Genomic DNA, 22,649 nt, shown 5'->3' on the forward strand with positions numbered 1-22,649 from the left:
CGGACAAGGACACGTCCGTACCACTCCCGATCGGAGCATGACCGGTCGCCTCCCGCGCCCCTAGCCTGCAAGCAGCAGAAGCGTCATCCCCGTCGGCGCAGCCCCCGTCCGCATCACCCCCCCAGGAGCCCTTCATGTCCGCAATCCCGCAGGAGCGCCGCGTCGTCACCGCGATCCCCGGCCCGAAGTCGGTGGAACTGCAGGCCCGCCGCGTCGCCACGGTCGCCGCCGGTGTGGGCTCCACGCTGCCCGTCTTCGCCGCGCGTGCCGGTGGCGGGATCATCGAGGACGTGGACGGCAACCGTCTGATCGACTTCGGCTCCGGCATCGCCGTGACGTCGGTGGGCGCGTCCGCCGAGGCCGTCGTGCGCCGCGCCTCCGCGCAGCTGGCCGACTTCACCCACACCTGTTTCATGGTGACGCCGTACGAGGGTTACGTGGAGGTCTGCGAGCAGCTCGCCGAGCTGACCCCGGGCGACCACGCCAAGAAGTCCGCGCTCTTCAACTCGGGCGCAGAGGCGGTCGAGAACGCGGTGAAGATCGCCCGCGCCTGGACCAAGCGCACCGCGGTCGTCGTCTTCGACCACGGTTACCACGGCCGGACGAACCTCACGATGGCGCTGACGGCGAAGAACATGCCGTACAAGCAGGGCTTCGGCCCGTTCGCCCCCGAGGTCTACCGCGTCCCGGTCGCCTACGGCTACCGCTGGCCGACGGGTGCCGAGAACGCCGGTGCCGAGGCGTCCGCGCAGGCCATCGACGAGATCACCAAGCAGATCGGCGCGCAGAACGTCGCGGCGATCATCATCGAGCCGGTGCTCGGCGAGGGCGGCTTCATCGAGCCCGCCAAGGGCTTCCTGCCGGCCGTCGCGCAGTTCGCCAAGGACAACGGGATCGTCTTCGTCGCCGACGAGATCCAGTCCGGCTTCTGCCGTACCGGCCAGTGGTTCGCCTGTGAGGACGAGGGCATCGTCCCGGACCTGATCACCACCGCCAAGGGCATCGCGGGCGGTCTGCCGCTCTCCGCCGTGACCGGCCGCGCCGAGATCATGGACGCCGCGCACGCCGGTGGCCTGGGCGGCACCTACGGCGGCAACCCGGTCGCCTGCGCCGGTGCGCTCGGCGCCATCGAGACGATGCGCGAGCTGGACCTCAACAAGAAGGCCAAGCGCATCGAGGAGGTCATGAAGGACCGTCTCTCCGCGATGCGGGACAAGCTGCCGAACGGCGACATCATCGGTGACATCCGCGGTCGCGGCGCCATGATCGCGATCGAGCTGGTGAAGTCCGGGTCCAAGGAGCCGGACGCGGAGACCGCCGGCAAGCTGGCCAAGGCCTGCCACGCCGAGGGCCTGCTGGTGCTGACCTGCGGCACCTACGGCAACGTGCTGCGCTTCCTGCCTCCGCTGGTCATCGGCGAGGAGCTGCTGAACGAGGGCCTCGACATCCTCGAACAGTCCTTCGCCACTGTCTGATCCGTGCGAACGCGAGTCCCCTGCGGAGAGCCGTTTCCCAGGGGATTCGCGGCAGTGGAGTGAGGGCCTGTGAAGAAGGTGTGCGAGGTCGATGGCGGGATCACGTTCCGTCTGTCCCCCTCGGCCCCCGCTGCCGTACGGTTTCGGCAGATGAGAGAAACACCCCGTCCGCAGGGGACTGCGGACAGCACCGGGCCGGGGCTTCCCCAGCACCTGCCCGGTGGCGCCCTGGCGCGCACCACTGGAGCCTCTGGCTCCGGTACTCCTCACCGATCGGACGGCCGCCCGCCCCACACCCCCCGGGGCGCGCGGCGGACCGATCCGGCCGGCCGTCCCGGAACAACCCCCCCTGTTCCCCGGCGGCCGGCCCTCCTCTTTTCCTGGACCTGCCTGATGGCGGCCCTCTTCGCCCTCACCACCTGGCAGGTGGCGGTGGCCGGACCGCTGCTGCGGCTCGACGAGCGCGTCGGCAGGAGACTCATCGGCCACGGCCCCTCGGGGGTCGCCCAGGTCTTCTCCGATCTCGGCGGGATGCCGGTCGCCCTGCCCGTACTCGCCTGCGCGCTGCTGTACGCCCTGTGGCGGGGTGCGCGGGGCACCGTGCTGATCGCGGCCCTGACCATGGTGGCGGTGCCGCTGGTGGTCGTACCGCTGAAGGTGTGGACCGACCGGCAGGGTCCGCTGGTTCCCTACACCGGCTACTACCCGTCCGGGCACACGGCGACCGCGGCGGTGGCGTACGGGGCGTCGGCCCTGCTCCTCATGGCGTACCCGCCACGACGCTGGATGGCGCCCGTCGCCGCCGCCCTGCTGACGGCGGCGACGGGCGCCGGTCTGATGCTGCGGGGCTACCACTGGCCGCTCGACGTGCTCGGCAGCCTGTGGCTGAGCGGTCTGCTGCTCGTCCCGCTGTGGTGCGCCCGGCGGTGGACCGGGAGGACCGGCAACCGTGGGATCGCGGCCGGGGACGGACCCGGGCGGACCACCGGTACCGGTGAAGTCCCGGCCGGGGACGGATCCGCGGCCGGGAGTCCCGATCAGCCGAAGTAGGCGTCGAAGTTCCGGGCGAACTCACCGTTGTTGAAGCGGTCCCAGTTGATCGACCAGGTCATCAGGCCGCGCAGTCCCGGCCAGGTGCCGTGGGTCTGGTAGCTCCCGCAGTCGGTCTTCTTCGTCAGGCAGTTCAGCGCCTTGGTGACCTCGGCGGGGGTGGTGTACCCGTTGCCGGCCTGGGTGGAGGCGGGGAGGCCGACGGCGATCTGGTCGGGCCGGAGCGCCGGGAAGATCTTCGTCTGGTCGCCGGCCACCGGGAACCCGGTGAGCATCATGTCGGTCATGGCGATGTGGAAGTCGGCGCCGCCCATCGAGTGGTACTGGTTGTCCAGGCCCATGATGGAGCCCGAGTTGTAGTCCTGGACGTGCAGCAGGGTGAGGTCGTCGCGCAGGGCGTGGATCACCGGAAGATAGGCGCCGGCGCGCGGGTCCTGGCCGCCCCAGGGGCCCGATCCGTAGTACTGGTAGCCCAGCTGCACGAAGAAGGTCTCCGGTGCCATGGTGAGCACGAAGCCGGAGCCGTACTTGGCCTTGAGGGTCTTCACCGCCGCGATCAGGTTGACGATGGCGGGCGTGGTGGGCGAGCGGAAGTCCGTGTCACCGGTGTTCAGCGAGAGCGAGTGCCCCTCGAAGTCGATGTCCAGACCGTTCAGCCCGTAGGTGTCGATGATCTTGGACACCGAGGTGACGAAGGCGTCCCGGGCGGCCGTGGTGGAGAGCTGGACCTGGCCGTTCTGGCCGCCGATCGAGATCAGCACCTTCTTGCCGGCCGCCTGCTTGGCGGCGATGGCCGCCTTGAACTCGGCCTCCGACTCGACGTTCGGGCACTCGGTGACCGGGCAGAGCGAGAAGCGGATGTCGCCCGAGGTGACGGAGGTCGGCTCACCGAAGGCGAGGTTGATGACGTCCCAGGAGGCGGGGACGTCGGCCATCCGCGTGTAGCCGGAGCCGTTGGCGAAGCTGGAGTGGAGGTAGCCGACGAGCGCGTGGTCGGGCAGCCCTGCGTTGTTCCCGCCGCCGGTGGAACCGGTGGCGGCGGTCGTCGCGGCGACGGCGGCCGACTTCGCCGACTCACCGGCCGAGTTGGTGGCGGTGACCTGGAAGCTGTACGCCGTGGAGGCGGTGAGGCCGGTCACCGTGGTGGAGGTGCCGGTGACCGCGGCGACCTTCGTACCGCCCCGGTAGACCTGGTAGCCGGTGGCTCCTGAGGAGGCCGTCCAGGACAGCGGTACGGAGGTGGCGGTCGGGGTGCCTGCCGTCAGCCCGGTGGGGGCGGCGGGCACGGCGACCGGGGCGCCGCCGGGGCCGACCAGGCTGAGGTCGTCCACGTGGTAGGCGGAGGTGCCGTACCAGCCGTGGGTCCAGATGCTGACGGACGTGGTGGCGGAGCCGGTGGTGAAGGTGGTGGTGAGCTGCTTCCACGCGCCGGAGGACTGCGTCCAGGTGGAGACGTCGGTGGTGCCCGTACCGGTCGCGCCGAGGTAGACGTAGTCGCCCTGGACCCAGGCGCTCAGCGTGTACGTGGAGCCCGGCTTCACCGTGACGGTCTGGGCGCAGTTGGCGTAGTCGCTGCCGACCGGGGTTGCCTTCAGCGCGGAGCTGCCGCCGTGCACGGGCGTGCTGACGACGGCTCCGCTCCCGGCCGAGCAGGCCCAGTCGCTCAGGCCCGACTCGAAGCCGCCGTTGCGCGCGAGGTCGGTGTCGGCGGCGACGGCCGCCGGGGCGACGGCGGCGAGGGTGCCGGCCGCCAACAGACTCACGGAGAAAGCGGCCAGAGCTCTGGTGAATCGGGCAGGACATCGTGTGCGTTCCACAACTGCCTCCGTACAAGGGGGGAATGGGGCGGCGCGCACAACATGGTCCAGACCAATCGAGTTGTCAAGACCATTGACACCGGACCACACGCCGCACCCCGCGCCCGACCACCACGCGCCGGGCGCCCAGCCGGCTCATCGGCCCAGGTCACCGCCTTCCGCGTACCGTTCACGGGCCGCCAGGACGGCCGCCGCCTCGTGCATCGCGAGTTCCAGCAGAACGGGGTCGGTGAGCGTCCCCGACCCGTCGGGCGGCACCAGCCAGCGCACTCCCCCGACGGCCCGCCCGGGGCGCGGAACCACGATCCAGGTACCGGCCCCCAGGCCTCGCACCCCCGTGCCGATCCACCGCGCGGCGGTGCCCGGCGGCACGAGGAAGCCCATCCGGGCGTCGCCGAAGTCCGCCAGCACCGGGCCCGGCCGGTCGACCAGGCGGGTGAGCACGTCGAGCGTCGGATAACCGAGACTGGCGGACAGGACGAGCACGTCCCAGCGCCGGCCGGTGGGCAGGAGCGCGATCCCCCGCGGATCGCGCTCCCACTCCCGCCTGCACGCCGCCGGATCGGGTGCCGCCGATGCCAGCCACCCGATTGCCGCCCCTGCCCTTGCGTCAGCCACGCCGGCCTCCCTCTTCCGTATGCGCGGACGGTGCGTCCACACGGTTGAGAGGGGAGAGGGCCGGGATCATGACGCGAGTCGGAGCCACCAATGTCCTGTGAGGTGACTCACAGGGCCTTCCCGTGACGGACGGTGCGTCAGGCGTGCGACAACGGGAGCGCGGACGGATCGCTCAGCGGCAGGAGGGCGATGCCGCCCGCCTGGTCGACCGCCCGCCACAGCCGCGCCGACGCCGGGTCCGTGCCGACGGCTCCCTCGGATTCGACGAAGTACGCGGTGAGGAAGGCGCGCACCGGGGCGGAGTCGACCGGACCGTCCGGGCCGCCGCCTCCCGGCAGGGGAGGCAACGCGATGAGCAGCATCCCGTACACCCGCTCGGCGCCGGGGCGCAGAGCGGGCTGGAAGTACGGCAGGTCCAGGGCCCGGGCGCCGAGGCGCTCGTAGAAGCGCACCCGGGCCGCGGCGTCACCGCGTTCCTCGTCTCCGGAGTGGGCCGCCGGGTGTTCGATCTCGGCGAGTGTCATCTCCGGCCGGAACCGCTGCTGCCAGGCTCCGCGGACCTCGTCCATGAGCAGCCGTCCGAGGCCGCCGGACCGGCTCTCCCGGCGTACGGCGACGTAGGAGAGCAGCAGGACCCTGCTCCCCGGGTCCCACTCGCCGACCGCCGCCGCGAGCGGCCTTCCCTCACCGTCCACTACGGCGGTCAGCACGCCGAGGCCGTCCCGCAGTATGGCGCGCAGCCTGTCGCACGAGATCAACTCGTCGGGGATGAAGGCCCCGTGGAGGATCTCGTCGTAGATCACTCCGACCAGCGGACTGCTGTCGCCGACATCCACGACGCGCGTCCGCGCCTGCGGCGAAGGGTGTGTCGCCAAGCGTCCTTCTCCGATCTCCGGACGGGCGGGCGGGCCCGTCACTGGTTCCTTCGGGGTCGTGGCCACAGTACGAGGCCCAGCAGGAGCGCGAGGGCGACAATGCCGACCACGCCCCCGATGGCCCATCGCGCGGCCATGTCGTCCTGGAAGAAACCGGCTTGGAGCACCTGGATCACTCCCGAGACGCCCGCCGCGGCGATCACCGCGAGGAGCACCTCCAGCTTGGCGCGCTGCCGCTCCTCGCGCTGCCTGGCCAGCTTCTCTATGGTCAGGCCGAGTTGTTCGTTCGTCACTTCCTCGATCGTGGCGTTGAGCTCCGCGACTCGCTCCTGAAAGCCGGAGCACTCCAGCAGCAGCCGGAGGCTGTCCGCCGCGACGGGTGACGCCATCAGGGAAGGCGAGCGGATGAACGCGACCGTGGACCGGACCCGGACGGCGAAGTCGTTGAGTCGCAGCTTCTCGGCGTCCAGGGCTCTCGAGAGCCGGCCCAGCGTCAGGGCGCTCGTGTCCTCGTCGTTGCCCGCCGGGTCCCCGGTCCGCGGGAGCGGGCTCGGCGCCGGGGGGCCCGCGTCCTCGCCTCGTTCCGCGGCGTTCACCTGTGCCTCGATGCCCCCGACCCGCTGGTAGTGGCCGGCGAGCTCGAGCGACCAGCCGGCGAAGAGGCCGTCCAGCGTGGCGGCGAACTCGGCCACGCTCCCACGGGTCCCCTGGGTGAACTCGGCCACGCCGGGCGCCAGGACGACGGTGGTGTTGGAGGTGCGGACGGTCCGCTCCCCGATCAGACCGGTGGCCGTCGAGGAGAGCTCGTTCTCCGCCGCGTAGCGGATCCACTCCGTGAGCCCTCCGATGATGAAGGCGACCGGGTTGGTGAGCACCTGCGCCCCCACCGCGTCGAGCAGGTCGCTCGCGGAGCGCACCTCGCGCCGGGGCTGGGAGTTCGCCGGGCCCGGCGCGGTCGAGGCCGCGTCGACGGTGACGACGAGCTGGAACATGCCCTGCCGGGCCACGACGTCCGTCTCTTTCAGGGCCGCGTCGAGGCGCAGGCATCTGCCGACGTCCTCCGCCAGTTGCACCGCGAGATCCCCCAGTCGCGGCCAGCCGGTGTCCGCAGCGTCCGGCGCGTCCGGGGCAGCCGGCGCGTCCGGAGCGCCCTCGAAGTCGACCCGTACGCGGCCGTGCTCGGGTGCGGCACGCAGCATCATCGCGTAGAGCTCGCCCGGCATCGCGTCCTTGATGCCCGTGGTGAAACGCACGTAGTGGTTGCCCAGTTCCGAGAAGCGGATCTCGGCCTGCAGCCGCACGGATTCGCCGACGTCTGTGGGTATCACCACATCGGGAAGGGCGAGAAGAGCGCCCTGGTAGTGCCGCCCGAACGCGTCCGAACCGTCCCATACGTCGTCGAGCGTGAGCGAACCTTGTACCGAGAGGGGTTTCACGCCCCCCAGGATCCAGTCCGCCGCCTTCGCGCCGATGCCGTCCAGCACGGCCTGGGTCGGAACCCCGAGGGTGGCGAACGGGTAGAGGTAGACGATTTTTCCCCGGTCGATCCTCAACCAGGGGTCGTGCCGGACACGGTTCAGCTCCATCAGGGAGAACCGGTGGGCCCGCAGTTCGCTGATGTACGCGGAGTCGGTGATCTCGCCACCGCGTTCCGCCGCTTCGAGCTCCGCGATGGTCCCGTCGAGCGAATCGCCCGTCGAGAGGAAGTCGCGCACCGAGCGCACGGCGACGGCGACGGCCACGTTGTAGGCCACCCACTCCTCGGCGCATTCGATGACGTGGGTACTGACCTCCGGGTGCGCGCCGACCGCGCGACCGGCGAGCGCGGTCGCCTCGCGCGCATGCGCCGCCGCGGCGTCGAGGGCGGCCACATGGCCGGCCCACTGCCCGGAGGTCATGGCGTTCTCCGCCCGTATCTGCTCCGAGAGGCTCGCCATGAGCGCCAGGACGGCCCTGGTCAGCAGCGCGTCCTCCCCCGTCACCATCGCGCCGTGGGCGTGCAGGCACTCCTGCGCACCGCTCAGGGTGTCCCACATCGGCTGGTAATGGTAGGAGATCTCCCACTCTTCCTCGACCGAATGGAGGACGAAGAGCAGCATCAGCGGCACCCCGCCCGACTCGGCGGCGGCCTTCGGCAGCTGGGCGAGGGTCTCCGCATGGGCGAATCCCGTCCGGTCGGCCAGCCGACGGCTCGACGACAGCAGCGCGGGGAAGCGCGAGGAATCCCATTGCGGCAGTTCGCGCAGCGCGCCGGTCTCCACCTGCTTGGTGGTCAGCCAGTCGCGCAACGGCTTCAACTCGCCCTTGTTCAGGGCCGCCACCAGATCACCCACGTCACCATGCATTGCGCGATGCTATACACGCCCGCCCCGGACTGTCAGTATCGCCGAACTCACTCGCGGTGATCGCGCGTACTCCGTCCACCGCTCGCCGAAGCCTGGCCCCTCTCACCGGAGGGGCTGTCACAGGCGGCTGTCACACTTGCTCCTCATGGAACAGATGGACGATCTCGTCGCCCGGACCCAGCGCGGAAAGCGGGTCAAGTACCTCCTGTTCTGGGGGCACCGTCCCCTTCCGGACGGCCGACTGGGCCCGTCCTGCCTCAGCCAGTGGTGGCCGTCGGAGTTCACCGTCGACGGAGTGACGTACCCCTCGGCCGAGCACTGGATGATGGCGGGCAAAGCGCGGCTGTTCGGTGACGCCGAGGCGGAGCCGGCCGCGCGGGAGGCCCGCACACCAGCTGCCGCGAAGAAGGCGGGGCGCCTGGTCCGGGGCTTCGACGAGGAGGTCTGGGCGCGGGAGCGCTTCGGGCTCGTGGTGGCGGGCAGCGTCCACAAGTTCGGCCAGGACCCGGGGCTGCGCGCGTATCTGCTCGCCACCGGAGACCGTGTGCTGGTGGAGGCGAGCCCGCTGGACCGCGTCTGGGGCATCGGGCTGGCGAAGGACGACGAGCGGGCCGAGGACCCCCGGCGGTGGCGCGGGCTGAACCTGCTGGGCTTCGCGCTGATGGAGGCGCGGGAACGGCTCCGTGACGGGGCGCCGGTGCCAGGAACGCCCGGGCCCGCCTGATCCCTGTCCGGGCCGCGGCCGCACGGCCCGGACGGGACCGGCCGTCTCAGTCCTGGTCGATCACCAGCGAGGACGCGTACGGGTCGTCGTACGAATCGCCGCCGTCCTCGATCTCGCCTTCGAACACGGCGATGGACCAGACGATGAGTCCGATGACCACCGCGCCGATGAAAATGCCGACCGACCCGGTGATGATGCCGGCGAGCGCCTGGCCGCCGTTGTTGGCCTCGCCCCGTCGCGCGCGCTTGCGGCCCAGGATGCCGAAGACCAGGGCCAGCACCCCCAGGACGATGCTCACGACCCCCCACAGGAAGAACAGGCAGATCGAGACGATGCCCAGCACCATTGCCGTGACGCCCATCCCGTTCGACGGCACGGGCGCCCAGACTCCCTGGCCGCCGTACGCGTCGTAGCCGGTGTAGGCGGGGTACGGCTGCGGCGGCGCCGGGTAACCGTACTGGCCCACCGGCTGCTGCCCCGGCCCGTTCGGGGACACCGGCGGCGGGGGCATCGTCGAGGGCCCCGGCCCGTAGCCGCCCTGCGCGGGCGGGGGGCCGAAGCCTCCTGTGGCCGGGGCCGTCCAGGCACCCTGCTGCGGGCTTTCGGAGCCCGGCCCGGCGATGACGGTCGGCTGGTCGTGAACCGCGGGCGGCCGGACGTCTCCGCCCTGCTTGCCCCACTCGACCCGGCCGTCCGGCGCCGCCCAGGGATCGCGGGGCGGCTCCGCGCCTGCGGGCGGCTCGGTGTTCTCTGACATGTGACTCCCCCCTCGTGGTCACGTCATGCTACGGCCCGGCCGGCGCCTTCCGGAGCCGCCTACGATTACCGGTGCCACCGGCGGTCCCCGCCGGAGAATCCGGGCGCCCTGGGCGGCCGGCGCCGGCGTACCGAGAACCACCGGAGACCTCTGATGACCGACCCCCACCCCTTCATCGCGGGGCTGCCCAAGGCCGAACTCCATGTGCACCACGTCGGCTCGGCCTCCCCCCGCATCGTGGCCGAACTGGCGTCCCGCCACCCCGACTCCCAGGTGCCCGGCGACCCCGAGGCGCTGGCCGACTACTTCACCTTCACGGACTTCGGCCACTTCATCCAGGTGTACCTCTCGGTGGTGGACCTGATCCGCACCCCCGAGGACGTCCGGCTGCTCACGTACGAGGTCGCCCGTGACATGGCCCGGCAGAACATCCGGTACGCCGAGCTGACCGTGACCCCGTACAGCTCCGTCAAGCGCGGCATCCCCGACCAGGGCTTCATGGAGGCGATCGAGGACGCGCGCAAGGCGGCCGAGGCGGAGTTCGGCACGGTGCTGCGCTGGTGCTTCGACATTCCCGGGGAGGCGGGGCTGGAGTCCGCCGAGGAGACCGCGCGGCTGGCCCTGGACCTGCGGCCCGAGGGGCTGGTCTCGTTCGGCCTGGGCGGACCCGAAATCGGCGTGGACCGTCCGCAGTTCAAGCCGTACTTCGACCGCGCCATCGCCGCGGGGCTGCACTCGGTGCCGCACGCCGGTGAGACCACGGGCCCGCAGACGGTGTGGGACGCGCTGACGGCGCTGCGTGCCGAGCGCATCGGGCACGGCACGACCTCCGTGCAGGACCCGGCCCTGCTCCAGCACCTCGCGGAGCGGCGCATCCCGCTGGAGGTCTGCCCGACGTCCAACATAGCGACGCGCGCGGTGGCGGACCTGGACGCCCACCCGATCAAGGAGATGGTCGCGGCCGGCGTGCTGGTCACCGTCAACAGCGACGACCCGCCGATGTTCGGCACCGACCTCAACAACGAGTACGCCGTGGCGGCCCGCCTGCTGGACCTCGACGAGCGCGGGATCGCGGAGCTGGCGAAGAACGCCGTGGAAGCTTCCTTCATGGACCCCGCCGGCAAGCGGAAGCTGGCCTCCGAGATCGACACGTACACGACACAGTGGCTGGCGGCGGTCGGCCGCTGAACCGGCCCGGAAGGCCGTCCCGAAGGCAACAATGGCCCCATGACACGCACCGTCACCGCCGTGGGGCATCGCGGAGATCCCTACCGCGTCCGTGAGAACACCCTGCCCTCGATCCGGTCCGCCCTCGAACGGGGGGCGGCCGCGGTCGAGATCGACGTCCGGGTGACCCGGGACGGGGTCCCCGTACTGCTCCACGACGCCACGCTGGAACGGCTCTGGGGCATCGACCGCCGACTGGACGCCCTCGACCACGCCGAGTTGACGGAGCGGACCGGCGGCGGGGTGCCGACCCTGCGCGAGGCGCTGGCCGCGGCCGGCCCGCACCGGGTGATGGTGGACCTGCCCGGCTCCACCGACGCCTCCGTGCGGACGATCGTGGGCACGGTGCGCGAGTGCGGGGCGGGTGAGCGCGCCTACTACTGCGCCGGACCCGACGCGATGCTGCGGGTACGCGCCAACGACCCCTCGGCCGAGATCGCCCTGACCTGGACGACCCTCGCCCCGCCGCGCCCCGAACTCCTCGCGGCGATCGGCCCGCGCTGGCTGAACTACCGGTTCGGGCTGGTGACGCGGGACCTCGCGGACCGCGTACACCGGGACGGCCTGCTCGTCTCCGCCTGGACGGCCGACACCGGGCGCACCATGCGGCGGCTGGTCTCCCACGGCGTCGACTCGATCACCACCAACCGGATCGACGCGCTGCGCCGCCTGCTCACCGACTCCGCCTCCAGCACGGGCAGCTGACCTCTGCGGGACGTCCCGGCCGGCCGTCGTCCGGCACCATGACCGCCGGGTCCGCCGCCGCGCGGACCTGGCTTCGGACGGCTCACGCACTTCCGCCAGGAGCTGAACCCCACGGACCGGGGCGTCATCGTGGCGGCGTACGGTCCCCCGTCCGCGCACTGAACCACCGAGGGACCGGGTCGGCTCCTCACCCCGCCGGAGCGGGCGCCTGCCGGAAAGACGGCCCGCCGGCGGTACTCCCCGCCACCTCCAGCCTCTTGATCATCCGCCGCACCACGAGCAGCGGAACCACTCCGAAGACGCCGAACGACATGTCGATGACCGTCCACCAGAACGGAATACCCCTCAGCGGCCCGCAGATCAGGGCGAGGGGCAGGATGCCGGCGCAGGCGATCATGCCGAACTCCACGACCCAGATGTTGCGGACCGGATCGCGGTAGGGCCCGTAGAACGCCACGGCGATGACGAGATGGGCGAAGGCGAGCCAGTCGGTCCCGTACAGCACGAAGGGGTGGCGCGCGTCGGCGTCGTCGAGCCCGGCGCGCACCCGGGTGATCCACTCCATGAGAGCGGGCAGGTGCTCGGGGACCGGTGACGCGGAGGAGGACAGCAGCTCCTCGGTCCAGCGGAGTTCGTGCACGAGCGGGAAGGCGGTGAGCCCGCTCAGCACCAGGCAGACGATGAAGAAGACCAACCACACGCGTATGCGCCGCAACAGGGCCCGTTCGCTCATGCCCCGCACTCTACGCCTTTTATGAACACGTTCAAAAGGGCCCCGGCCGGCCTGTCCCGCACCCCGGAGACGCCGAACGGCCCCCGGGTGACCGGGGGCCGTCGGGGAGCCGCGCGGCGCCGGTCAGCCTTCGAGCGAGGTCATGACGTGCTTGATCCGGGTGTAGTCCTCGAAGCCGTATCCCGAGAGGTCCTTGCCGTAGCCGGACTTCTTGAACCCGCCGTGCGGCATCTCGGCGACCAGCGGGATGTGGGTGTTGATCCAGACGCAGCCGAAGTCGAGACTCCTGGACATCCGCATCGCGCGGGCGTGGTCCTTGGTCCACACCGAGGAGGCGAGGGCGTACTCGACGCCGTTGGCGAACTCCAGGGCCTGGGCCTCGTCGGTGAAGGACTGCACGGTGATGACGGGGCCGAAGACCTCGTTCTGGATGATCTCGTCGTCCTGGCGAAGGCCGGAGACGACGGTCGGCGCCCAGAAGTAGCCCCTGTCGCCGACCCGGTGGCCACCCGCCTCGACGGTGGCGTGCGCCGGGAGGCGGTCGATGAAACCGCTGACCTGGGCGAGCTGGCCTGCGTTGTTGAGGGGGCCGTAGAGCACGTCCTCGTCGTCCGGCAGGCCCGTCTTCGTCTCCTTGGCCACTGCCGCCAGGGCCGCGACGAACGCGTCGTGCACCGATTCGTGCACCAGCACCCGGGTCGCCGCCGTACAGTCCTGGCCGGCGTTGAAGTAGCCCGCCTCGGAGATCCCGGCCACCGCCTTGTCGATGTCCACGTCCTCGAAGACCACGACGGGCGCCTTGCCGCCGAGTTCCAGGTGGACGCGCTTGACGTCCTTGGCCGCCGAAGCGGCGACCTGCGTGCCGGCCCGGACGGAACCGGTGATCGAGGCCATCGCGGGGGTGGGGTGTTCCACCATCGCGCGCCCGGTCTCGCGGTCGCCGCAGATGACGTTGAAGACACCGGTGGGGAGGATCTCGCCGATGATCCCGGCGATCAGGACGGTCGACGCGGGAGTGGTGTCCGACGGCTTCAGGACGACGGTGTTCCCCGCGGCCAGAGCGGGGGCGAACTTCCAGACCGCCATCATCATCGGGTAGTTCCACGGCGCGACCTGGGCGCAGACACCGACCGGTTCGCGCCGCACGATCGAGGTGAGGCCCTCCATGTACTCACCGGCGGAGCGCCCCTCCAGCATGCGGGCGGCACCCGCGAAGAAGCGGATCTGATCCACCATCGGGGGGACCTCCTCGCTTCGGGTGAGCGCCAGCGGCTTGCCGGTGTTCTCCGACTCCGCCGCGATCAGCTCCTCCGCGTGCTCCTCGAACGCGTCGGCGATCTTGAGCAGGGCCTTCTGCCGCTCGGCGGGCGTGGTGTCGCGCCACCCCGGGAACGCCGCGGCGGCGGCGGCCATGGCGGCGTCGACGTCCGCCGGCCCGGAGAGCGGCGACGTCGCGTAGACCTCCTCCGTGGCCGGGTTGACCACGTCGATGGTCCGCCCGTCCGCGGCGTCCCGGAATTCCCCGTCGATGTAGTTGCGCAGTCGGCGCACCTCGGTGGTCACAGCCACCCCTCCTTCTCGTCGGTCTCTTCGTCGGCCGGTGTCTCCTGGCCAGCCTACGGCGCACCCACGGGCGCACAGACGCTCTCGACATGCCTCACCGCCACCATGTGCGGATTCAGTCGAACTCCGGTACCAGGACAACGAATTCCATCGATGGATGCTTGCACCTCCCTCGGTCGCGGTGCACAGTGATGCCCGTGGCCAGTCGTAGCGCGGAGTCCCGGACCGGGAACGGATCGACCCCGGCGGTCGATGCCGTGTCCCTGGCGATCATCGAACAGCTCCAGGAGGACGGGCGCAGGCCGTACGGGGCCATCGGCAAGACCGTGGGCCTCTCCGAGGCCGCCGTGCGCCAGCGCGTACAGAGACTGCTCGACCAGGGCGTCATGCGGATCGCCGCCGTGACCGACCCGCTGGCCGTGGGATTCCGCCGGCGGGCGATGGTCGGCGTCCGTGTGGCCGGTGATGTCGAACCGGTCGCCGAAGCGCTGACGGCGATGGACGAGTGCGCGTACGTGGCGATGACCGCCGGGTCGTTCGACCTGATGGTGGAGATCGTCTGCGAGGACGACGACCACCTCCTGGAGACGATCGGCACCCGTATACGGACCATTCCCGGCGTGCGTTCCACCGAGAGCTTCATCTGTCTCAAGCTCAAGAAGCGGACGTACACGCGGGGAACCCGACAGCCGTGAGCAAGGACCTCCGTCCTCCTTCGACGGGACCGAAGGTCTCCTCCGGACCGTCCTGACAGAGGCCCGAGCCACGCCCCGAAAGCTCTTGCACACCGACCCGCCCTCTGTGGCCACCTCGACCCGAATGCACCCGTTCGAGTGAGAACGGACTCGTCCGGGCCGCGTGCTGTTCGCACACCTCGGCACGACTCCCTACCGTGCCCAGTGACCGATCGGCCGCGTCTTCGTTCCCCCGTACGAGGGAACGGGAAACTGACCTGAACCGAGGTGTACGCCATGGTGGCCCCGCCGGACAACGACGTGATCTGGGCACGCTCCCTGCATCACTCCCACAATGGATCGCCGGGCCTCAGCGGTGTCTCGCTCGGTGTCCGCGAAGGCGAGATCCTCGCCGTGACCGGGCCGCGCGGCAGCGGCAAATCCACTCTGCTGCACTGCCTCTCGGGTCAACTGGTGCCGCAGCAGGGCGAGGTGTGGTTCAACAGTGTGCCGGTCCACACCATGGGCCCCCGCATGCGCGAGCAGCTGCGCCGCGACCGGTTCGGCTGGATCGCCTCCGACCCGCAGCTCGTCCCCGAGCTGAGCGCCTGGGAGAACGCGGCGCTGCCGCTGCTGCTGCGCGGCACCTCCCACCGCGCCGCCAAGAAGGCCGCCATGGAGTGGCTGGAGCGCATGGACATCGGGCCGCTCGCCAAGAAGCGGCCGCACGCGCTGCTCCAGATCCAGCGTCAGCGGATCTCGGTGGCGCGCGCCCTCACCGCCTCCCCCTCCGTGATCTTCGCGGACGAGCCGACCGCGACCCTGCACGGTGCCGACCGCGACCAGCTGCTGCGGACCCTCACGGCGGCGGCGCGTTCGCACGACATCACCGTGGTGATCGCCACCCACGACGCGGAGATCGCCGCACTCGCCGACCGTACGGTCCCGATGCTGGACGGCCGCCGGGTCGCCACCGTCAAACTGCCCGCCGGAGCCGATACGGAAGGCCGCTCGGCGTGCTCGCTCTCCGTCTAGCCCGCGGCTCCCATCCCCTCGTCCAGGTGAGGCGGCTGCTGGTCGCCTCCGCGTCCGCCGGGGTGGGCTTCCTGCTGCTGAGCACGCTCGGCCACGCCGCCGGGCACCCGGCCCAGGCGGCGGGCTCGGTCCTGCGCCTGCTGTGGTGCTCGGTACCTCTGGCGGCCACCGTGCAGTTCGCCGTCGCGGTGGCCCGGACCGACCCGAGCACCCGGCCGCGGACCGGCCTCTCCTCCCTCGGCCTCGGGCCCATCCGGCTGTCGGTGCTCGCCGCGGTCTCCACGGCGGTCGCCACCACCCTCGGCTCGATGGTGGCCCTGCTCTTCTTCCTGCATCTGCGCGGCGATCTGACGGGACTCCCCTTCGACGGCGGCGCGGCGGCGTTCCTGGGCGCCGGTACCCCGCTGCCGCTCGCCGCCGCTCTGGTGCTGCTGGCGCTCGTTCCCGTATCGGCGTCCGTGGCGAGCGCGCTGGCCCTGCGGTCCCGGCCCACGGCCCCGGTCCGGGACGAACCGTTCGCGGCGGAGGAGCCCCCCTCCCCCGTTCCGGCTCCGGCCGGCCTGCCCTGGGGTGTGGCGCTCGCCGCCGCCGGGCTGGCGGTGGAGGCGTACGCGAGCCGGGGATCGGGGGGCAGCCCCTTCCCGCTGCCCGGCCGGCTCGACTCAACCCCGGCCGGGGTGCTGGCGGGCTGGGTCCTCACCGCGACCGGCCTGGCTCTCGCCGGGCCCGGCCTCACCCACCTCTGCGGCCGGCTGCTCCAGTCGGCACGACCGGGGGCCGTGCGGCTGCTGGCGGGCCGGGTCCTGATGGACGAGGCCCGCCGCATCGGCCGGCCGCTCGGCATCGTGTGCGCCGTGGTTTCGGGCGCCGTCGCGGCGATGGCGCTGTACCAACCGGGGGCTCGCCCGTACGGGCCGCTCACCGCGCTCGGGGCGGTCCTGGTGCTGGGCTGCACGACGGCCTCCCTGCTGACCTCGGCGATCGAGGCGAGGCAGGACAGGGCACGGAACGCGGAGACCCTGCACCGGATGGGCGCCCACGCGTCCGTCCTGCGGTCCGCGACCGCGCTGCGGGCGGTGGTGCTGGTGCTGGTGTTCGCGCCGCTGACCTGGGCCATCGCCCAGCTGGCGGCCCTCCCCCTGTCGGGCTGAGGACACAGGGGTCCCGCTCCTCGCCGGGTCCCGGCGAGGAGCGGACCTCAGGGACGCGCGGCCAGACGCGCGGCGAGAGCGTCGAAGAAGGCCTCCCAGCCGTCCTCGGCTGCGGCGTACTGCTCGGGCGTGAGATGGCCGCCGCGCTGCTGGAAGACCAGCTCGGTGGTGGAGCCCGGCCGCTCGCGGAAGATGGCGGTCACCGTCTCGCCCGCGTCCTCGGACGCGGTGGCGTCCTGGAGCGTGAAGACGATCCGCTCCGGGTCCGCGACTTCGAGGTACGTCCCGTGGAACGGCATCTCGGTGCCGGGCACCACCAGCACCAGGCTCCAGCTGCCCCCGGGGCGTACGTCCATGGACATCCGGTCGAGCGGAACCTCCGCGTCGCCGCCGTACCAGGCCGCGAAGTCCTCGGGATCGGTCCATGCCCGGAAGACACGCTGCCTGGGGGCGTCGAGTACGCGGGTGATGTCGATGCCCTCGCGTGCTGAGTGGCTCATGATCCGCGTCAGTCTCCTTTGCCGGGGCCGGGGGCCGTTTCCGGTCCCGGTGGGGCCCGCTCTCCGGTCGGCGGCTTCCGGGCCCGTTCCCAGCTTGCGCCGACCGGTCCGGGCTGTCGCGGCGGCGGTCAGGAGTCCGGGCCGCCCAAAGTGGGCCCGGTGAGGTGCCGCAGGAAGAACGCGGCGGCACCCGCGCCGGTCCGTTTCCGTGCGTCCTCGTCGCCCTCCACGTGCTCGAAGAAGTCCTCGTGCCGGACACCCGGACCGGCGCAGACCCCGGTGATCCCGGGAACGTGTGCCAGATACGGCGCGGTGTCCTCCGCGTACGGGGTGATGGTGTCGGCCCCGCCCCAGTGGATCTCCACCGGAATCCGGATCGCCGCCAGGCTCTGGGGCGTCACCAGCGAACCCAGGCCGGGCGCCACCTGGAAGACGGCCCGCACGCGAGGGTCGGACACGTTCGCCCCGGAGTCCTGGACGGCCGCCGCCAGCTCCTCGGCCGACCGCTTCTTCCGCAGGGCCGCGATCAGGGCGGGGAACTCCGGGATCAACGGCTCCGGCACCTTCCCGTCGAGCATGGCCGCCACCAGGTCCCGGTCGACCCGCGCCCCGGCGAGTGCGCCGGCGGTGTAGCCACCGAACGAGAACCCGGCCGCACCCACCGGCCCCAGGGGCCCCCGGGCGGCCAGCGCGTCGAGTGCGAAGGTGACGTCCCGGGCGCGTTCCCAGCCGAGGAGGAAGCCCTCGGGCTCGTATCCGTCGACGAAGTTGTTGCCGTGGTGGTCGAGCGCGATCACACGGAATCCCGCGCCTACCAGCGGGCGTACCAGCCAGTTCATCGCACTGCCGGAACCACCTGTTCCGTGCGACACCACGACCAGCGGCCCCGCGTCGGTGACCCTGCGGACCGGCTCCCACGCGTAGAGCCGTACCGGGCGGGGTGCGGAGTCGTCGCGCAGATCGCGGCGGGAGTCGTCGTACAGGACGGATATGCGCGGCTCGGCCGGCTGCGGGGTCGTCATGCGCGGCAGCGTAGTCACCACCCGGCCGGCCTCCACGGGGGCGCGCCCCCGCCCGGCGGCGGATCGCCGCTCACGTCCGGGCGGCCACGGCATCGACCCCGGCGGCCCGCAGTCCGCGGGCCAGGCGCTCCATCTCGGGCATCGTGCCCACGTACCGGCCCGCGACGACCTCGTGGAACACGGACGTGACGTCGGCCAGTGCGAGGCCGAGTACGGTCCTCAGCACGCGCATGGCCACGGCCTCGCTCGCCGCCGGATCCACTGTCAGCCGCGCCGCACCGTGCTCGGCCAGCAGGCGGTCCCGCAGTTCCGCGGGCAGGTCACCGCCGCGATCGGCGAGCGCCAACCCGCAGGACGGGCAGCTGATCTCCGTGTCCCAGGTCAGGGAGCCGCCCACGAGTGCCTGAACACCCGAGCACGTCGTCTCGGCGCCGCAGTCCTGGCACTCGGCCCGGTACGTGAGGCACTCGAAGACCATTCGTTCCACCGCAACCCCCCTGCGGGGAGGCTATCGGCTCGGGGACGAACGGTCAGGACTCGGGGACGGTCAGGACTCCGCTTCGGCCGCCAGGACCACCGTGCCCGACGCGTCGAAGGTGACTCCCACGACCGCGCCCTCGGCCGGGGTGTCGGCGAGCGCGCACTCGGCCTCCACGACCGGACCGTGCTCGGGGGTCAGCCGTACGGCGACCCGGTCGCCCCGGAACGTACGCGCTCCGGCCGTGCACCGCAGACCGTCCCGCGGAGCGCCGATCCGCACGCCCGCGGGCCGTACCAGCAGGTCGCAGTGGCCCTGCGGCGATCCCTCCGGTACGGGCACCTCGCCCCACGGGGTACGGGCGGCCGTGCCGGTCACGGTCGCCCCGACCACGTTGTCGAACCCGAGGAAGCGGGCGACGAAGGCGGAGGCGGGGCGCTGCCAGACCTCCAGCGGGGTGCCGGCCTGGGCGATCCGGCCGTCCCGCATCACCACGACCCGGTCGGCGAGCGCGAAGGCCTCGCCCTGGTCGTGGGTGACGGCGAGCACCGTCGTGCCCAGGTCCGTGAAGAGCGAACGGAGTTCGACGACGAGGCGCTCGCGCAGCCCCCGGTCGAGCTGGCCGAGCGGTTCGTCCAGCATCAGTAGTCGGGGGCTGGGCGCGAGGGCGCGGGCGAGCGCCACCCGCTGCTGCTCACCGCCGGACAGTCCCGCGACGGCCCGGGGGCCGGCCCCGGAGAGGCCCACCAGATCGAGGAGTTCGGCGACCCTCGCCCGCTGGGCGCTCCGGTCCACCCCGCGCATCCGCAGCCCGAACGCGACGTTGGCGGCCACGTCCCGGTGCGGGAAGAGCTGGTGGTCCTGGAACATCAGCCCGAGGCCCCGCCGGTGGACCGGGACGCCCGCCTGGTCGGCGCCGCCGAGGAACACCCGGCCGCCGTCGAGCGGCTGGAGCCCGGCGACGACGCGCAGCAGGGTGGACTTCCCGCTGCCGCTCGGGCCGAGCACGCAGACGATCTCGTGGTCGGTGACCGAGAGGTCCACCGCGTCCAGCACCGCTCGTCCGCCGAAACGGACCGTCGCCGTCTCCAGCTCCAGCATGGTCAGAACTCCCCGGATCGGTCGGTACGGATGCGTTCGAGGAGCAGCAGGGAGACGGCGCACACCAGCATCAGGATCGTGCTGAGGGCCATCGCCTGGCCGTAGTTGAGATCCCCGGAACGGCCCAGCAGCCGCGCGACGGCGACCGGCAGGGTCGGGCGGTCGGGACGGGCGATGAAGACGGTGGCGCCGAACTCACCGAGCGAGACGGCGAAGGCGAAACCGGCGGCGACCAGCAGCGCCCGGCGCACCAGCGGAAGGTCGACCTCCCGCCAGGCCCGCAGCGGCGAAGCACCGAGGACCGCCGCCGCCTCCCGCAGCCGGGCGTCCACCGCCCGCAGGACCGGAAGCATGGTCCGTACGACGAAGGGGACGCCCACCAGCGCCTGGGCGAGCGGCACCAGGATCCACGAGGTGCGCAGGTCGAGCGGCGGTTCGTCCAGCGTGATCAGGAAGCCGAAGCCCACGGTCACCGCGGAGACGCCGAGCGGCAGCATGAGCAGCGCGTCGAAGCCCCTCACCAGCCGCCCCGCCCTGCGGGTGAGCGCGGCGGCGGCGAGTCCCCCGACGACGAGCGAGATGCCGGTGGCGGCGAGGGCGTACTGGAGAGAGTTCCCGATCGCCTCCAACGGGGCGACCAGGAAGGTGGAACCGCTCGCCTCGGCGGAACCCAGGGCCCGGTAGTAGGCGAATCCGTGGCCGCCCGGCTGGTCGAACGACCGCTCCACCAGCACACCGAGCGGCAGCAGGATCAGCAGCAGCACGGTCAGCAGGAGGCCGCCGAGGAGCGCCCACTGTCCGGCGCCGCGCGGGCGGTGGGAGGTCTGCGAGGGGTCGACGAGGCGCAGCGCGGTTTCCCGGCGGCGTACCGTACGCGCGTGCACGGCCAGGATGGCGCCGACTGCGACGAACTGGACGAGGGTCAGCACGGCGGCCGTGGGCAGGTCGAGCAGTTGCGCGGTCTGCCGGTAGATCTCCACTTCCAGCGTGGAGTAGGCGGGACCGCCGAGAATCTGCACGACACCGAACGAGGTGAACGTGAAGAGGAAGACCATCAGCGCGGCGGCGCCCACCGCGGGGGCGAGCGCGGGCAGCGTCACCCGCCGCCAGGCGGCGAACCGCCCCGCGCCGAGGACCCTGGCGGCCTCCTCCTGGCGCGGGTCGAGCTGTGACCAGAGGCCGCCGACGGTCCGCACGACCACGGCGTAGTTGAAGAAGACATGGGCCAGCAGGATCGCCCAGACAGTGGTGTCGAGACGCACGCCCCAGAGTTCGTCGAGCAGTCCGCCGCGTCCGAGCAGGGCGAGGAACGCCGTACCGACGACGACGGTCGGCAGGACGAACGGCACGGTGACGATCGCGCGCAGCATCTGTTTGCCGGGGAATTCGAGGCGGGCGAAGACGTAGGCGCCGGGGAGGGCGATCAGCAGCGTCAGCGCGGTGGACGCGAACGCCTGCCAGGTGGTGAACCAGAGGACGTCCAGCAGGTCGGCGCGGCCGAGGACCTCGCCGAAGCGCGCGAACTGCCAGCCGTCCTCGGTCTTCAGCCCCCGGGCGACGATCGCGGCGACCGGGTACGCGAAGAACAGCGCGAAGAACGCGACGGGCACGGCCATCAGGCCGAGCCGCGTCAGGGCGGAGCGCGCGCCGCCGGTGGTGCGGCGGCGCGCGGCGGGGCCCGCGGTCTTCGTCACGCCTTCGTCACTTCACGACGATCGAGGACCACGCCTGGACCCACTGCTCGCGGTTGGCGGCGATCTTCGCCGGGTCCACGGTGAACGGCTTGTCCACGGTGGTGCCGAACTTGGTGTAGACCTCCGGCAGCTTCGTGCCCTTGACGACCGGGTCGACGAACATCTGGAGCGGCATGTCCTCCTGGAACGTCTTGCTGATCAGGAAGTCCAGCAGCGCCTTGCCGCCCGCCTGGTTCTTCGCCCCGTCCAGCAGTCCGGCGAACTCGATCTGGCGGAAGCAGGTCGCGGTGGCGACGCCGGTGGGAGCCTCGGTGGGCTGCGGGTCGGCGTAGTACACCTCCACCGGCGGGCTGGAGGCGTAACTGACGACGAGCGGGCGGTCGGCATGCGCCTTCTTGCCGCCGGCCGAACCCGAGAACTCCTCGTTGTAGGCCTGCTCCCAGCCGTCGACGACCTTGACGCCGTTGGCCTTCAGCTTCTTCCAGTAGTCCTGGTAGCCGTCGGCGCCGGAGTCGGCGACGGTGCCGAGGAGGAAGCCGAGGCCGGGCGAGGAGGTGGCGGCGTTCTCGGTGACGAGAAGGTTCTTGTACTCGGGCTTGAGCAGGTCCGCGAAGGAGTTCGGCGGGTCCAGCTTCTTGTCGGCGAAGTACTTCTTGTCGTAGTTGACGCAGATGTCGCCGGTGTCGACCGGGGTGACCCGGTGCTTGGCGTCGAGCCGGGTGTCGGCGGCGACGGCGTCCAGCCCCTTCGCCTCGTACGGGGTGAAGAGGCCCTGGTCGAGGGCGCGGGAGAGCAGCGTGTTGTCCACGCCGAAGAAGACGTCGCCGCGCGGGGAGCCCTTGGTGAGGATCTCCTGGTTGAGGGCCGCGCCGGCGTCGCCGCTCTTGAGGACCTTGACCGTGTAGCCGGTCTCCTTCGTGAACTCCTTGAGCACGTCGGGCGACGCGTTGAAGGAGTCGTGGCTGACCAGGGTGACGGTCTTGCTGCCCTTCGAGGTGCCGGAGCCGGACGTGTCGTCGTCGGAGCTCCCGCAGCCGGCGAGCGCGGTGACGCCGAGTGCGGCGGCGAGCGCGGTCGCCGCGTACTTCGTCGTGGTGTGCATGTG

The 22,649-nt window shown here is 71.8% G+C and carries 20 protein-coding genes and 1 pseudogene; 8 read left to right on the forward strand and 13 right to left on the reverse strand.

Annotated features, from left to right (window positions below):
- The first annotated feature begins 134 nt into the window (after nt 1–134).
- A complete protein-coding gene (gabT, locus tag OHT52_RS06135; protein ID WP_328719121.1) occupies nt 135–1,475 on the forward strand; it encodes a 4-aminobutyrate--2-oxoglutarate transaminase in 1,341 nt (446 codons plus the stop codon).
- A 150-nt stretch (nt 1,476–1,625) separates the two neighbouring features.
- Nucleotides 1,626–2,402 (forward strand): annotated as a pseudogene (locus OHT52_RS06140) (phosphatase PAP2 family protein); the annotation flags it as partial.
- Between the two features lie 110 nt (nt 2,403–2,512).
- Here the strand turns inward: OHT52_RS06140 and OHT52_RS06145 are convergent.
- From OHT52_RS06145 to OHT52_RS06160, 4 genes are all read right to left on the reverse strand, one after another.
- Nucleotides 2,513–4,342 carry a chitinase gene (locus OHT52_RS06145; protein WP_328719122.1) on the reverse strand — a complete coding sequence of 610 codons (1,830 nt, stop codon included), beginning with the start codon at nt 4,340–4,342 and terminating at the stop codon, nt 2,513–2,515.
- A gap of 135 nt (nt 4,343–4,477) precedes the next feature.
- Entirely contained in the window at nt 4,478–4,960 is a 483-nt protein-coding gene (locus OHT52_RS06150) for a hypothetical protein (protein WP_328719123.1), read from the reverse strand.
- A gap of 137 nt (nt 4,961–5,097) precedes the next feature.
- Nucleotides 5,098–5,835, reverse strand: coding sequence for a GNAT family N-acetyltransferase (locus OHT52_RS06155; protein ID WP_328719124.1), 738 nt, complete (start codon nt 5,833–5,835; stop codon nt 5,098–5,100).
- Between the two features lie 38 nt (nt 5,836–5,873).
- Nucleotides 5,874–8,180, reverse strand: coding sequence for a hypothetical protein (locus OHT52_RS06160; protein ID WP_328719125.1), 2,307 nt, complete (start codon nt 8,178–8,180; stop codon nt 5,874–5,876).
- Nucleotides 8,181–8,325: 145 nt separating this feature from the next.
- Here OHT52_RS06160 and OHT52_RS06165 point away from each other — a divergent pair, with 145 nt between their 5' ends.
- Complete coding sequence (locus OHT52_RS06165; protein WP_328719126.1) at nt 8,326–8,904, forward strand: NADAR family protein; 579 nt, start codon at nt 8,326–8,328, stop codon at nt 8,902–8,904.
- 46 nt (nt 8,905–8,950) lie between these two features.
- Here the strand turns inward: OHT52_RS06165 and OHT52_RS06170 are convergent, their stop codons facing one another.
- The gene (locus OHT52_RS06170; protein ID WP_328719127.1) at nt 8,951–9,661 is read right to left on the reverse strand and encodes a DUF4190 domain-containing protein; all 711 of its coding nucleotides are present in this window, start codon (nt 9,659–9,661) and stop codon (nt 8,951–8,953) included.
- A gap of 153 nt (nt 9,662–9,814) precedes the next feature.
- Between OHT52_RS06170 and OHT52_RS06175 the strand changes: the two genes are divergently transcribed.
- Complete coding sequence (locus OHT52_RS06175) at nt 9,815–10,849, forward strand: adenosine deaminase (RefSeq protein ID WP_328719128.1); 1,035 nt, start codon at nt 9,815–9,817, stop codon at nt 10,847–10,849.
- A gap of 39 nt (nt 10,850–10,888) precedes the next feature.
- Nucleotides 10,889–11,593, forward strand: a complete 705-nt coding sequence (locus OHT52_RS06180; RefSeq protein ID WP_328719129.1) for a glycerophosphodiester phosphodiesterase — start codon at nt 10,889–10,891, stop codon at nt 11,591–11,593.
- Between the two features lie 187 nt (nt 11,594–11,780).
- Here OHT52_RS06180 and OHT52_RS06185 read toward each other — a convergent pair whose 3' ends face one another.
- On the reverse strand, nt 11,781–12,326 hold the full coding sequence (locus OHT52_RS06185) for a hypothetical protein (protein ID WP_328719130.1): 546 nt from the start codon (nt 12,324–12,326) through the stop codon (nt 11,781–11,783).
- Between the two features lie 123 nt (nt 12,327–12,449).
- Nucleotides 12,450–13,889 carry a gamma-aminobutyraldehyde dehydrogenase gene (locus tag OHT52_RS06190; RefSeq protein ID WP_328719131.1) on the reverse strand — a complete coding sequence of 480 codons (1,440 nt, stop codon included), beginning with the start codon at nt 13,887–13,889 and terminating at the stop codon, nt 12,450–12,452.
- A gap of 197 nt (nt 13,890–14,086) precedes the next feature.
- On the opposite strand from OHT52_RS06190, the gene OHT52_RS06195 reads away from it, so the two are divergent.
- The 3 genes from OHT52_RS06195 (at nt 14,087) to OHT52_RS06205 (ending at nt 16,749) form a co-directional block, all read left to right on the forward strand.
- Complete coding sequence (locus tag OHT52_RS06195; RefSeq protein ID WP_328719132.1) at nt 14,087–14,584, forward strand: Lrp/AsnC family transcriptional regulator; 498 nt, start codon at nt 14,087–14,089, stop codon at nt 14,582–14,584.
- Between the two features lie 276 nt (nt 14,585–14,860).
- Nucleotides 14,861–15,598 (forward strand): ABC transporter ATP-binding protein, encoded by a 738-nt coding sequence (locus OHT52_RS06200; RefSeq protein WP_328719133.1) that lies wholly within the window; start codon nt 14,861–14,863, stop codon nt 15,596–15,598.
- The gene (locus OHT52_RS06205) at nt 15,580–16,749 is read left to right on the forward strand and encodes a hypothetical protein (RefSeq protein WP_328719134.1); all 1,170 of its coding nucleotides are present in this window, start codon (nt 15,580–15,582) and stop codon (nt 16,747–16,749) included. Before OHT52_RS06200 ends, OHT52_RS06205 begins: the two co-directional genes overlap by 19 nt.
- A 47-nt stretch (nt 16,750–16,796) precedes the next feature.
- On the opposite strand, the gene OHT52_RS06210 is transcribed toward OHT52_RS06205, so the two are convergent.
- The 6 genes from OHT52_RS06210 to OHT52_RS06235 form a co-directional block, all read right to left on the reverse strand.
- The gene (locus OHT52_RS06210) at nt 16,797–17,249 is read right to left on the reverse strand and encodes an SRPBCC family protein (protein ID WP_328719135.1); all 453 of its coding nucleotides are present in this window, start codon (nt 17,247–17,249) and stop codon (nt 16,797–16,799) included.
- A 128-nt stretch (nt 17,250–17,377) separates the two neighbouring features.
- On the reverse strand, nt 17,378–18,271 hold the full coding sequence (locus OHT52_RS06215; RefSeq protein ID WP_328719136.1) for an alpha/beta hydrolase family protein: 894 nt from the start codon (nt 18,269–18,271) through the stop codon (nt 17,378–17,380).
- Nucleotides 18,272–18,341: 70 nt separating this feature from the next.
- Nucleotides 18,342–18,749, reverse strand: coding sequence for a hypothetical protein (locus OHT52_RS06220; RefSeq protein ID WP_328723633.1), 408 nt, complete (start codon nt 18,747–18,749; stop codon nt 18,342–18,344).
- A 69-nt stretch (nt 18,750–18,818) separates the two neighbouring features.
- Entirely contained in the window at nt 18,819–19,850 is a 1,032-nt protein-coding gene (locus OHT52_RS06225) for an ABC transporter ATP-binding protein (RefSeq protein WP_328719137.1), read from the reverse strand.
- Nucleotides 19,851–19,852: 2 nt separating this feature from the next.
- Nucleotides 19,853–21,466: an ABC transporter permease gene (locus OHT52_RS06230; RefSeq protein WP_328723634.1), complete on the reverse strand. Its 1,614-nt coding sequence runs from the start codon at nt 21,464–21,466 to the stop codon at nt 19,853–19,855.
- An 85-nt stretch (nt 21,467–21,551) separates the two neighbouring features.
- Nucleotides 21,552–22,646 (reverse strand): thiamine ABC transporter substrate-binding protein, encoded by a 1,095-nt coding sequence (locus tag OHT52_RS06235; protein WP_328719138.1) that lies wholly within the window; start codon nt 22,644–22,646, stop codon nt 21,552–21,554.
- Between the last annotated feature and the right edge of the window lie 3 nt (nt 22,647–22,649).

Origin of the sequence: Streptomyces sp. NBC_00247 (assembly GCF_036188265.1) — a bacterium.
Taxonomy (GTDB): Bacteria; Actinomycetota; Actinomycetes; order Streptomycetales; family Streptomycetaceae; genus Streptomyces.

Bases quoted from the DNA above. Each gene is read 5' to 3' on its own strand.
- gabT (WP_328719121.1), top strand. From the start codon at position 135: ATGTCCGCAATCCCGCAGGAGCGCCGCGTCGTCACCGCGATCCCCGGC.
- OHT52_RS06160 (WP_328719125.1), bottom strand. From the start codon at position 8,180: ATGCATGGTGACGTGGGTGATCTGGTGGCGGCCCTGAACAAGGGCGAG.
- OHT52_RS06165 (WP_328719126.1), top strand. From the start codon at position 8,326: ATGGAACAGATGGACGATCTCGTCGCCCGGACCCAGCGCGGAAAGCGG.
- OHT52_RS06170 (WP_328719127.1), bottom strand. From the start codon at position 9,661: ATGTCAGAGAACACCGAGCCGCCCGCAGGCGCGGAGCCGCCCCGCGAT.
- OHT52_RS06175 (WP_328719128.1), top strand. From the start codon at position 9,815: ATGACCGACCCCCACCCCTTCATCGCGGGGCTGCCCAAGGCCGAACTC.
- OHT52_RS06180 (WP_328719129.1), top strand. From the start codon at position 10,889: ATGACACGCACCGTCACCGCCGTGGGGCATCGCGGAGATCCCTACCGC.
- OHT52_RS06185 (WP_328719130.1), bottom strand. From the start codon at position 12,326: ATGAGCGAACGGGCCCTGTTGCGGCGCATACGCGTGTGGTTGGTCTTC.
- OHT52_RS06200 (WP_328719133.1), top strand. From the start codon at position 14,861: ATGGTGGCCCCGCCGGACAACGACGTGATCTGGGCACGCTCCCTGCAT.
- OHT52_RS06210 (WP_328719135.1), bottom strand. From the start codon at position 17,249: ATGAGCCACTCAGCACGCGAGGGCATCGACATCACCCGCGTACTCGAC.
- OHT52_RS06215 (WP_328719136.1), bottom strand. From the start codon at position 18,271: ATGACGACCCCGCAGCCGGCCGAGCCGCGCATATCCGTCCTGTACGAC.
- OHT52_RS06220 (WP_328723633.1), bottom strand. From the start codon at position 18,749: ATGGTCTTCGAGTGCCTCACGTACCGGGCCGAGTGCCAGGACTGCGGC.
- OHT52_RS06225 (WP_328719137.1), bottom strand. From the start codon at position 19,850: ATGCTGGAGCTGGAGACGGCGACGGTCCGTTTCGGCGGACGAGCGGTG.
- OHT52_RS06230 (WP_328723634.1), bottom strand. From the start codon at position 21,466: ATGGCCGTGCCCGTCGCGTTCTTCGCGCTGTTCTTCGCGTACCCGGTC.
- OHT52_RS06235 (WP_328719138.1), bottom strand. From the start codon at position 22,646: ATGCACACCACGACGAAGTACGCGGCGACCGCGCTCGCCGCCGCACTC.